We start from the raw sequence: 11710 nt of genomic DNA, 5'->3' as shown, positions 1-11710 counted from the left end.
CTAAATTTCTTGCGGGTACTTCTATACCATCAATAATTTCAGTATCAACTGCTATAAACAAAGTATTTTCCTCTTGTAGAGGATCTATAACATAATTATTATGAACATTTAGTTGAGAATTTTGTGCAATAATTACTCTACCAGTATTATCAGGATATCCCCCATAGTTTCCTGCACAAAAACCAAAACTACTATTTAAAATGTTGATTGATTTTGATGTAGAAAATCGTCCTTTTGAGATTATTGCTCTTTCAAATCTTTCAAACCAACAGCTGTCGATTTTAATATTATTACTAGATTCTATTAGAATACCAGTTGCACCCATTTGGAATGTACAAGTGTTAAATGTTATTATACCAGGATGTGGTAATAAAATAGGATTCACTATTGGAATATTTGGAACGGTTCCTATAAAGACATTATTTGTTGTGAAAAAATATGAAGGATCATTGGGGTTGTCTGGGAATGAACTACCATCAAATCTACAGTTAGTGAAGGAGAATTGTCCACATAATCCGGATAAATTTAAAGCATGATAATTATTGACAAATTCAGGATGTTCTATTTTTAATTGTCCTACACTTTCTACTTGTACTCCTTCCATTGTAATAAACTGCATAGGCATACTCCAATCATTTTCTTCGGTCGAACCTTGAAATCTGATTCCGTCTCCTGTAAATAAACTTATACTTATGTTTTTAAAAGTGGATTCCCAAATTCCTTTACAGCCATTTCTATCAGCAACGAAGCCAAAGCATCCTTTATGTCTTATTGTGTCATTTCCTGCTTTATTCCATTCTGTATTTCTGGCATTACCATAAAATGTTATGTCTCTAATTTGTATATCACGAACAAGTTCTCCGCCGAGAACAACTAAAAATTCATTATTATCGTCTACAGAAACTATAGTGGTGTTTCTCATAGATGCTCCTATCAATCTGACTCCACTGTACATAATTAATTTTTCAACAACATACGCTTCATTTGGTAAAAAGACTGTATTACTATTTGTGTGACCATACAATCTTGTATTAACATTTTCATAACTGTCTCTTGCATAGTTAATAGCATTTTGTATTTTAACTGTATCATTTTGACTAGCTCCAATTGCGCCATAATAACGTACATCAATATATCCACTAAAATTTCTCATCCAAATACCTCTAATGTTTGCGTCTCCTGCAGTTGATGTACAATTAATGAATATCCCATTGTCAGCAGATGGGATTGTTGATCCTAAACCTGAATATCTTCTGTAGATGAAAATTCCACCGCCACCATCTCCCGCACGATAATATCCTTGAACAAAAACCGTAGTTTTCTCTGACTGTTCTGGCCAATCATTCGGTCCGATTTCAGGATTAAATAATATTAAGTCATTAATAGTTTGAACTGTTTGGATTGGTTGCATTTGAAACATTTTGATTTGTTTTAAAGTTAATATTGGCTTTTTATTATTGTTATAATAGGCTCTTGAATTCTCCGATTCTGCTGTAAAATGACGCACAACGGTTCGGGGCTTTGCGAGGGAGAGGATTAGAAAGCACAAACTTTCAATTTAGCACCAACGTAGCAAAACCATTTTTTTATTTGCTAATTTACACTTTTCAAGCAAATAAAAAATGGTTTTTGCGGAATAGAAGCACAAAAGTTGAATTTAGCACTTAACCCGCTCTCTTGCAAAACCCTTGTTAGTGGCTGTGGCTTTTTGTTTACTCTTTATTTGATATATTTATCTATAAATCAAAAGATTAAAAAACTTTTGCATTTTCTCGAAATGTTAATTTTTTCAAAAAATATTTTCAGTATAAAAATATTTTTTAATTTTGTTGTCATAACAACAATTGTTTATGCAATCAATTTTAGAATATCAGGATTTTTACAATCTGCTTACGGGCAGGACACCACAGGCATTTAATCGTGTTTTGAATAAGAATTTCAGACAGAACGGAGTAGAATTAACCAAGGAACAATGGTCTATTTTGGCTGTTTTGTGGGAAAATGACGGTTGCTCGCAACAGTATTTGGCAGACAAGAGCTTTCGGGACAGACCAAGCGTAACCCGTTTGATTGACAATATGGAAAAAGACGGTTTGGTCAGACGAAAGCCCGATGTAAATGACAGAAGGTCTAATTTGATTTTTCTGACAAAAAAAGGAAAGCAAATACAGGAAAAAGTTGTTAATCTTGTCAATGCTACCGTCGAAGAATCCATAAAAGGAATCAGTGTAGAAAATATAGTGACAGTAAAAGAAGTGTTTCATAAAATATATCAAAATTTAGAGTTAAAATGAAAATTAAAAAATTACTGCTTATACTTGCCTGCCTTTTGGCTCTTGAAGGAAAGGCTCAAATTGATATGAGTCCGTCTTTGCAGGAAGCAATTCAGAAAGCAATCGACAAAAACGCTTCTATCCGAAACAAAGATTTGGAAGTGGAAAAAATCAGTACGGAAAAGAAAAGTGTTTGGAACAAATACATTCCGAAAGTAGAAGGTTCGGCAAATTATATGTATTTCGATACGAACATAACGCTCGATTTACCAACAGGGAACATTCCGGTTATCAATCAGCCGGTTTTTGACGGAAAGCAATCGTTTGACAGTTACGGAAACTTATTGATGGGTAGCCTGATGGCAAAAACGGTTTTGTTTAGTGGTTTTCAGATTGAAAACGGAGCAAAGGCTTTGGAGCAAAAACGAATCGGAACAGCTTATCTTTCCGAGGCTGAAAAAGAAAATTTAATTAAAGAAGTGATTCATTCGTTTGACCAGGTCCATTTGCTGAACGAAGTCGAAAAATTACTGAATGACAGCGAAAAACGCATGGCTACAGAAACCAAAAGAGTAGAAAGGGCTATCGAAGAAGGACTTGCCATTCCGTATGACAGGGACAAAATCAAATTGGCGAATCTCGAATTACAATCCAAAAAAATAGAACTTCAGGGAAAACGAAAAGTCCTTTACCAAAAAATAAATTACCTCACGGGATATTCCGAAAACCAAATCAAAGAAGTAGAATATTTACTTGCTCCTTATATGATTTCGGAAGATTTATCGGTTGAAAACAAACAAGAGCTAAAAGCCTTGGAATCATTCAAGAAGGCTTCCGATTATATGGTCAAGAAAGAAAAAGGAGGCTATCTTCCCGTTTTGGGAGCATTCGGAGGTGTTACTTATATGAGCCTTTTTGACGCTACGATGATTACACCTGAAATTCCAATGGTCAATTCCCGACTTTACGGAAGAATTAACGAATTTACGATGAGTCCGAATTGGATGGTAGGGCTTTCGATGAAATGGGAAATTTTCAGCGGATTTGAACGTAAGCACAAAATCCACGAAGCCAAGATAAATGCGGAACAGGTGCAAAATCAATTAGACGATACCAAGGAGAAATTTGCTTTGCTTTTGGAAAATAACCTGGCGAATTACAGGATTCAGAATCAGAAATACCAAATCGGTCTGGAGCAGGAAAAAGTGGCTTCAAACAATCTGAATATGGCTGTAAGGCAATATCAGGAAGGGCTTATCAACATTTCCGAAAGATTGGAAGCGGAGAACGATTTGTTTAAAGTATCAGCCAATAAAATTCAGATTTTAGTAGAGCAAAGGCTGTCCGCTTTAGAAACACTTTCCGTAACAGGAGAATTAACCAAAACCATTCTAAACTAAATTATCAAAAGTAATGAAAAAGATATATTTATTATTAGTTGTAGTGATTTCCGCTGTCGGTTGTGGTAAGCCGAAAACCGAGGTTATTCAGGGAAAAATCGAAAGGGAGCAAATCGGAATCGTATCGAAAATTCCGGGAAAAATCATTGAAATCCGTATTCAGGAAGGAGATTTTGTGAGAAAAGGCGATACGCTTGCTATTTTGGACATTCCCGAAGTCGATGCCAAAAAAAGTCAGGCTGAAGGATCGGTTCAGTCGGCAAAAGCCCAATATGATATGACTTTGAAAGGAGCTACGGACAATCAGCTCAAACAGCTAGAAGCCAAACAAAAAGCACTCAAAGAACAGTACGAACTGGCTCAAAAATCCATTAACCGATTGTCAAATATGCTTAAAGATTCGTTGGTTTCCCAACAGATGTATGATGAGGCTTTCGCTAAATATCAGGGGGCTCAATCGCAGTATCTGGCTGTTCAGGCTGAAATTTCGGACGTGAAATACGGAGCAAGAATCGAACAGCAAAAAATGGCATTGGGACAGCAGGAAAGGGCTTTGGGAGCTTTACAGGAAGTTTCGGTTGCGGATTCCGAGCGGTATATCATTGCTCCGCAGGATATGACGGTAGAGTCCATTACGCTTAAAGCAGGGGAGCTGGCACTTCCCGGTTATACCTTGATTAGCGGAACGATTTCGGAATCGACTTATTTCCGTTTTACGATTCCCGAAAGCCGACTTTCAAAAGTTCAGAAAGGACAGGAAGTAACCGTCAATATAGTCTATAACAAAAGTCAGGTTAAGGGAAAAATAACTTCGGTTAAGGCTTTGGGAGCTTATGCAAATATTGCAACGGCTTATCCCGATTACGAAATTCAGGAGAGTCTTTTTGAGATAAAAATCAGTCCGATTGATGTAGAACAAGCTAAAGATTTGTTTACGAAAACTACGGTTACTTTAGAACTGTTAAAATAAAAATCAAATGAAAAACTTTTTTTTGCTTATAAAAAGGGAATTCCGGTTGTTTTGGGATAACAGTGTGCTTCGGTTGCTTTTTATCGGGGCTCCGATTATGTACGGAATACTTTTAGGCTTTGTTTATCAGAAAGGAAAAGTTACCGATTTGCCTGTTGTGGTGGTTGATGAAGACCAAAGTCAGATGAGCCGAAAAGCCATCGAAATGATGAATGACAACGAGGTTCTGAATGTGGCTTTTATCCGATACGACCAAAACGATTTGGCTAAAATCGTAGCTGAAAACGATAACATTCCTGCGGTTGTGATTATTCCGAAAGATTTTGAGAAACACGTAATGACCAAAAAATATCCCGAAGTGCTTACGATTGTGAATACTTCGAATGTTTTGACTGCCAATTATGCTTCGACAGCCATTCAGGTTTGTTTAGGAACATTCAAAGCGGGAGTTCAGATTGAAGCCCTCAAAAAACAGGGAATGCCCGAAAGTGTGGCTATGTCGCAATATGAGCCGTTCAAAACCACGTTTATCAAAAAATACAACCGAAGCACGAACTATATGTACTTTTTGTGGCCCGGCATTTTGGCTACGGTTTTGCAACAGGTTTTGCTGTTAGGCTTGGCTTTGTCGTTTGCCTCGGAATTCGAAAACGGAACGTTCAGAACTTTGGTTTCGGAAAACAAATCCCTACTCAAAATAATGGCAATTAAGATAATTCCGTATCTGATAATGAGCTTCGGTATTTGGATCTTGTATTATCTGTTTACGTTTTGGTTCAGGATTCCGTTTTATGAAAATCTAGGTGCTTTGACCTTTGTAGCGGGAATTTTCGTGTTGTCGGTATGTTTTATCGGGATATTGGTAAGCATATTGATTCCGAGTCAGCTCAAAGCAACCGAAATATTGATGGTAATAGCCACTCCGAGTTTTATTTTGAGTGGATTTACGTGGCCGCTTTCGCAAATGCCCGATTGGGTTGTGGCTGTTGCAAACGTGATTCCGCTTACACATTTCTTACAGGCATTCCGAATTCTGCTTATTGAAGAAGGAACTTTGTCCCAATGTTCGGGTGCAATTTGGGCTATGATTTGGATTGGACTTGTTTGTGCGGTTTTGTCTTATGTAGCTTTGTATTTTAAAAGGAAAAAGGTGTTGAAGCAAGGTTGAATTTTGTACTGCAAAAAAATCCTGTGTGGTAGATTTTTATTATTTTTTTCTGTGTCAGGTTGTTATTTTTCAGCCGTTTAATTTCAGGGGTACGGTTGTTCTGCCATTGCCACTAACTAGTAAACATACGCAAGTTTATATAACTTATTTACTAATTCACCACGAATATAGTAAATATAAGATTTTATAAAATAGATTAATCTGTATTTTCTTTTAATATTATAGTAGTATTAAAAATGAGGTGTCTCTTTAGTCTTCAAAGGCATCTGTTGTTCAATCAATGGCCTCTGTTGTTTAATCGAAGAGGGCATTGTTGTGAAAGAAATGGGGTTGTTTATTATTTTTTTTAAATATAAAAAAATTAAACCGCTCCTTTTCAGAAGCGGTTTAATCTATAACTCTTTATTTTAACTTGCTTTTAAACTAAGAAACGTCCACTTTAGTGGCATCTGCAATCTTTTTATAGGTTCCGTTTACTAATTTCTCACGGATGGCTTCAAAAGCGGTTAAAGTAACCTCAATATCTTCTAGAGTGTGAGAAGAAGTTGGAATCATTCGCAACAAAATAATTCCTTTTGGAATTACTGGATAAATCACGATGGAAAGAAAAACACCGTAGTTTTCTCTTAAATCGTTTACCATCACCATGGCTTCTGGAACGCTTCCTTCTAAATATACTGGTGTGACACAGGTATTGGTATCGCCAATATTAAAGTTTCTAGCTCGTAAACCTGATTGTAAGGCGTTTACGTTTACCCATAATTTATCTTTTAATTCGGGGTGATTTCGCAGTAACTCTAATCGTTTTAAAGCCCCAACGGTTTGAATCATTGGTAACGATTTAGCAAACATTTGCGAACGTAAGTTGTATTTTAAATAGTCGATTATGTCTTTGTCTGCGGCTAAGAAAGCTCCGATACTTGCCATTGATTTAGCAAATGTTGAAAAGTAAACATCAATTCCGTCTTGACAACCTTGCTCCTCACCTGCTCCAGCACCTGTTTTTCCTAAAGTACCAAATCCGTGAGCATCGTCAACCAATAAACGGAAGTTATATTTTTCTTTCATGGCCACAATTTCTTTTAATTTCCCTTGTTGACCACGCATTCCAAACACACCTTCGGTAATGAATAAAATTCCACCACCTGTTTCCGTAGCCATTTTAGTAGCCCGTTGCAGGTTTTTTTCCATGCTTTCAATATCATTATGACGATAGGTGAAACGTTTTCCCATGTGTAAACGAACGCCATCAATGATACAAGCGTGAGCATCTACATCATAAACAATAATATCGTTTTTAGTCACCAATGCATCAATACAAGACATGATTCCTTGGTAACCAAAATTTAGTAAATAAGCCGATTCTTTCTGAACAAAAGCGGCTAATTCTTCTTCTAATTGCTCGTGAACATCCGTGTGACCACTCATCATTCGAGCACCCATTGGGTAAGCCGCACCATATTGTAATGCTGCATCTGCATCTGCTTTTCTAACTTCTGGATGATTTGCTAATCCAAGATAATCATTGATACTCCAATTTAAAATATCTTTTCCTTGAAACTGCATGTGCGGTCCTAATTCACCTTCTAGTTTAGGGAACACAAAGTAACCTTCTGCTTGCGAAGCCCATTTTCCTAACGGACCTTTATTGTTTTGAATTCTTTCGAATAAATCTTTTACCATGTTTTGTATGTGTTAAAAAACGCGACAAAAGTACAAATTTCTTCTTTTAGTTCATAATAAATCAAGAATTGATTACTGGATATTTTTACAGATTTTCTAATTCTTTAAATTTAAAGTCGTTTATTTTCATATAATTTTTGGAAATAAGCTATATTTGAATTGAAAAATAATACAAAATGAGTTTATTGGATCGAAATGATTTAAAATTGGCCGTATTAATTGACGCCGATAATGTTCCGTTTAGCAATGTGAAAGGAATGATGGAAGAAATTGCCAAATATGGAACACCTACTACCAAAAGAATTTATGGCGATTGGACTAAATTGCCCGATAAAGGTTGGAAAAGTGTTTTACTAGAACATGCCATCACGCCTATTCAACAATACGGTTATACAACTGGAAAAAATGCAACCGATTCGGCGATGATTATTGATGCCATGGATATTTTATATTCTGCAAAAGTTGATGGTTTTTGCTTGGTTTCGAGTGATAGTGATTTTACAAGATTAGCCACACGCTTACGCGAATCAGGCATGAAAGTGATTGGAATTGGTGAAAAAAAAACACCGAATCCGTTTATTGTCGCTTGTGACCGATTTATTTATATTGAAGTAATTGACGGAGCAAAAAAGAAAAAAACAAAAACTTTTACTATTCCCGAAGAACGTAAAAAAGAAGAAAAAACATCCTTATCTAAAATAGATGTCGACACCATCGATATCATCGAATCGAGCATTGAAGATATTGCAGAAGATGACGGCTGGGCATTTTTGGGCGATGTTGGGAATTTAATAGTTAAGAAAAAACCTGAATTTGACCCTCGTAATTATGGTTTTACAAAACTTACACCCCTCATGAAATCACTTACCAATTTTATTGATATTGACGAACGTGAATCAGATAAAAAAGGGATAAAACATGTCTATGTAAAGTTGAAATAAACCAAATAATAAAACACAACTTTTTGAATAGGCGTTTTTATTTGTATTGGAAAAAAGATTAGGCTAAACTCAAATAAACGGCAACATAATGAGCGACTGTTCCAAACAACACAAAAAGATGCCAAATTGAATGAAAATAAGGACGGTCATCTTTTATATAGAAATAAACGCCTAAGGAATAACTAATTCCACCTATCAAAATCCATTTAAAAACAACAAAGGGCATCGAAATGGATAATGGTTCAATAACAAAAACAATCATCCAACCTAAAGCTAAATAAAGCAGAACCGAAAACAGTTTAAAACGTTTAGTAAAAAAAAGCTTAAAAACTACGCCAATCGCTACAATTGTCCACATTACTGCTAAAAAAAGCATGGCTGTTTGTGTATTTAAATACCTTACCATCAAAGGTGTATACGTTCCCGCAATTAAAAAATAAATACTAATATGATCTCCAATTTGCAATAAATCTTTGGCTCTTTCTGTTTTTACAGCATGGTATAAAGAGGAAAAAGTGTAAACCAATAACATGCCAAAACCAAAGATAAATACCGAAATAAAAAGCGTAATATCTAATTTTTGATAGGTTTTGTAAAGCAAAAATGGCATCGCTAGCAGACAGAAAGCAATTCCCAACACATGGGTTAAGGCATTATAAAATTCCTCTTTCTGGTTTTGTATTCGTTTAGATTTCATCTATTTTAAAGAAATAATTGCGTGCTTTTTAAAATTCATCTTCAAAGATAATCGAATTGTAAAGAATTTAAAAAGGACTTATTCTAAAATCTAGCATAATCTATTAAAAATAAATCATTAGAAAAGGCTAAAATTTATGATGAATTTTTTGTTGACGATTTACTAAAATTTAAGGAATTGTCACCTATAAATTTTATTTTTTTAAGACAAAATCGGAAGCTATTATTAAAAAGATATGGATTTTAAAGAGTCATTATTAATTATGGAAATAAAAATGGTTATGAAAAAACAAAAATTTAATGTTATAAGTAAAAATCTGACTTAAATTATAAAAATTTCTAATTAACTTTGGGTTTGAAATAATCTATTTTTTAAGTTTAACCATATTAAAACTGTATGAAAAAAAAATTATTAATTTTAAGTGTGTTAATTTATTTTACTTTTTTTATTAGTTGTAAAAATAATTATAATGCTATGTTAGAATGGACAGAGACAATTGAGATTGGAAGTGATGTACAAACTGTAAAAAATAGTCAACCCGATTTTATTATAATTTCTTGGGAAAATCCAATAAAAAATAAAAACCAAATACTATACGAGATAACTCAAATTGATGGAAATTATGACATCCTAAATATGTCGAATTTTCTATTATTTATAGATAACAAATACCAAGGCAGAGAAGCAAGAAAATAAATAATATCAGTTTTTTACACCCGAATCTTTACGGCGAAAGATTCTAAAAAATATCAACTTCAAGATAGTTCCATCTTTAATTTTTATATTTAAACTCTTCATGAGATTTTCTTTCCAAAAGTTTTTCCTTTTTCTATTCAAATTATTTATTACAGTCGAGTTATACTAATAAAAAAAGAAAAAGAATTATGTATATTTACTTTTTCATAAGTCTAATCCAAATAACAAACGATGAAAAATTTTTTAATCTTATTTATACTTTTTTCAATTACTATAAACGCTCAAAATTCATTAACATTTGACAAACGAAATGTTGAATGTGAGGATAAATGGGTAGCCTACCAAATGGAAAAAGACAGCACATATACTTTTGGATTTATTTATATTGATGCACAAGCAGGCTTAACCTTAAACTACGAAGGGAAATTTAAAATTGATAAGAATGGTAGTTTTAAAAGATTAGAATCTGAAACTAACAACGAAATTGGTTTTATGAAAGTAAGATTAGAACCAAACAGAATTGCAATTGCAGAAATTCCGGAATCACAATTTCAAGATTTAAAAATTGAAAAAACACCAAATTGGTTAAAGTCTTACAAAACAAATGAAAATTCTATTGAACAACTATACCGTTGGGGTTATCTTTACAATGGTTGGAGTGAGTGTGAAAAGGCATTAACTTTTTTAGAAAAAGCAGCTAAAATTAACCCAAAATTTAAGGGTTTACAAACCGAGTTGGCGTTTTCCTATAATGCGTTAGCAAAATTCGATAAAGCAGAAATAGCATTAAAAAAAGCAATTGAAGAAAATCCTAATGACTGTTACACACATAAAGAATTGGCATATACCTATACAAAAATGATGAATTTTGAAAAAGCCGCAGAAACATACATAAAAATGAAAGAAATTTGTACCAATCAAACTTTTATTCAAGAAACTGCCTATAATTTAGCTTACGAATATTATAAAACAAAAGATAAGGATAAATTTAAAAAGTGGAAAATCGAGGCGGAAAAATGGTCTAAATCTGAGAATCAATATACTAAAAATCTAAATTTAATGGAAACTAAATTAAATGAGTAAAAATTCACTCTACTCCCACAAAATCCATTAATTTTAAAAATCAAAAGAATTACAAAACAAAAGAATCTTTAAATCACCAAAAAATCATGGTCTCCAATTTCAAACGTGGTTCTTTAGTCATCCTTCTACTTGTTAATCTTTTAGTGGTTATCTTAATTGGAGCCGTATTTATCACTGCAGAAAACAATCCCTTGACAGAAGCCTATTGGAAAGAAAGCGGTTCAATAATAATCGGAATCACTTGTATCCTTTTAGCCGCTGTAGCCTTATATTCGCTTACCATAATCAAACAAATTACCATTAAAAAAGATAGCATCTTATTTAAAAACCAACTCTTTCCCTTCCTAAAAAAAGAAAGATTGTTTTCCTATTATGATTATACTAAAACGGTAGAGGAAGAAACCGAGACTGAAAGTTTTGAAGCTCTATGGCTCATCAAAAACGGAAAATTAGAAGACCATATATCCAGTATGTTTTATTCTAATTATAACGAACTAAAAGAGGCAATCACAATTAAACAAGCCGGTAAACTAGAAATGAGTGCCGTAAAACAATGGTTATATCGAATGGGAATGAGATTATAAAAATAGGTGCTAACTGCCTAATACAAAAGCTATACCTATTTAAATTTCTATTATAATGAAGTTAAATCTCACATTATTTTTATTTTTATTTCATTAATGTCCGATAAAAATTAAAATCGAACTTTTTTGTTTTTTATTTAACTGAAAATCAGTTGTTTGATTTTATTTTTTTGTCAATTTTCAAAATCAGGCATCAAAAAAATCTCAATTGCTCT

At 33.6% G+C, this 11710-nt stretch carries 11 protein-coding genes; 8 read left to right on the top strand and 3 right to left on the bottom strand.

The genetic code is table 11. The annotated features are described in order from the left end of the window. A partial coding sequence (locus PHR76_RS12760; RefSeq protein ID WP_300063426.1) for a hypothetical protein occupies positions 1 to 1420 on the bottom strand: 1420 nt, incomplete at its 3' end. Positions 1421 to 1850: 430 nt separating this feature from the next. Here PHR76_RS12760 and PHR76_RS12755 point away from each other — a divergent pair. The 4 genes from PHR76_RS12755 to PHR76_RS12740 are packed head-to-tail and all read left to right on the top strand — an operon-like array spanning position 1851 to position 5811. Further along, the gene (locus tag PHR76_RS12755) at positions 1851 to 2294 is read left to right on the top strand and encodes a MarR family transcriptional regulator (RefSeq protein WP_300063423.1); all 444 of its coding nucleotides are present in this window, start codon (positions 1851 to 1853) and stop codon (positions 2292 to 2294) included. Next, positions 2291 to 3673 carry a TolC family protein gene (locus PHR76_RS12750; RefSeq protein WP_300063420.1) on the top strand — a complete coding sequence of 461 codons (1383 nt, stop codon included), beginning with the start codon at positions 2291 to 2293 and terminating at the stop codon, positions 3671 to 3673. The genes PHR76_RS12755 and PHR76_RS12750 overlap by 4 nt, the downstream gene beginning before the upstream one ends. Positions 3674 to 3686: 13 nt before the next feature. Continuing rightward, entirely contained in the window at positions 3687 to 4643 is a 957-nt protein-coding gene (locus PHR76_RS12745; RefSeq protein ID WP_300063417.1) for a biotin/lipoyl-binding protein, read from the top strand. A 7-nt stretch (positions 4644 to 4650) separates the two neighbouring features. Further along, the gene (locus tag PHR76_RS12740) at positions 4651 to 5811 is read left to right on the top strand and encodes an ABC transporter permease (protein WP_300063414.1); all 1161 of its coding nucleotides are present in this window, start codon (positions 4651 to 4653) and stop codon (positions 5809 to 5811) included. Between the two features lie 423 nt (positions 5812 to 6234). Here the strand turns inward: PHR76_RS12740 and PHR76_RS12735 are convergent, their stop codons facing one another. After that, positions 6235 to 7494, bottom strand: coding sequence for a pyridoxal phosphate-dependent aminotransferase family protein (locus tag PHR76_RS12735; protein WP_300063412.1), 1260 nt, complete (start codon positions 7492 to 7494; stop codon positions 6235 to 6237). A gap of 176 nt (positions 7495 to 7670) precedes the next feature. Between PHR76_RS12735 and PHR76_RS12730 the strand changes: the two genes are divergently transcribed. Continuing rightward, entirely contained in the window at positions 7671 to 8435 is a 765-nt protein-coding gene (locus PHR76_RS12730; RefSeq protein ID WP_300063409.1) for an NYN domain-containing protein, read from the top strand. A 58-nt stretch (positions 8436 to 8493) separates the two neighbouring features. Here the strand turns inward: PHR76_RS12730 and PHR76_RS12725 are convergent, their stop codons facing one another. After that, positions 8494 to 9132, bottom strand: coding sequence for a hemolysin III family protein (locus tag PHR76_RS12725; RefSeq protein ID WP_300063406.1), 639 nt, complete (start codon positions 9130 to 9132; stop codon positions 8494 to 8496). Between the two features lie 396 nt (positions 9133 to 9528). Here PHR76_RS12725 and PHR76_RS12720 point away from each other — a divergent pair, with 396 nt between their 5' ends. The 3 genes from PHR76_RS12720 (at position 9529) to PHR76_RS12710 (ending at position 11495) form a co-directional block, all read left to right on the top strand. Continuing rightward, positions 9529 to 9828 (top strand): hypothetical protein, encoded by a 300-nt coding sequence (locus tag PHR76_RS12720; RefSeq protein WP_300063404.1) that lies wholly within the window; start codon positions 9529 to 9531, stop codon positions 9826 to 9828. A gap of 231 nt (positions 9829 to 10059) precedes the next feature. Next, entirely contained in the window at positions 10060 to 10911 is an 852-nt protein-coding gene (locus tag PHR76_RS12715) for a hypothetical protein (RefSeq protein ID WP_300063401.1), read from the top strand. An 86-nt stretch (positions 10912 to 10997) separates the two neighbouring features. Continuing rightward, positions 10998 to 11495 carry a hypothetical protein gene (locus PHR76_RS12710; protein WP_300063398.1) on the top strand — a complete coding sequence of 166 codons (498 nt, stop codon included), beginning with the start codon at positions 10998 to 11000 and terminating at the stop codon, positions 11493 to 11495. The last annotated feature ends 215 nt before the right edge of the window (positions 11496 to 11710 follow it).

The sequence above is a fragment of the Flavobacterium sp. genome, from assembly GCF_028689845.1.
Lineage (GTDB): Bacteria > Bacteroidota > Bacteroidia > Flavobacteriales > Flavobacteriaceae > Flavobacterium.
Note: the sequence above shows the minus strand (reverse complement) of the source record. Positions and strands in the feature narration are given on the sequence as shown.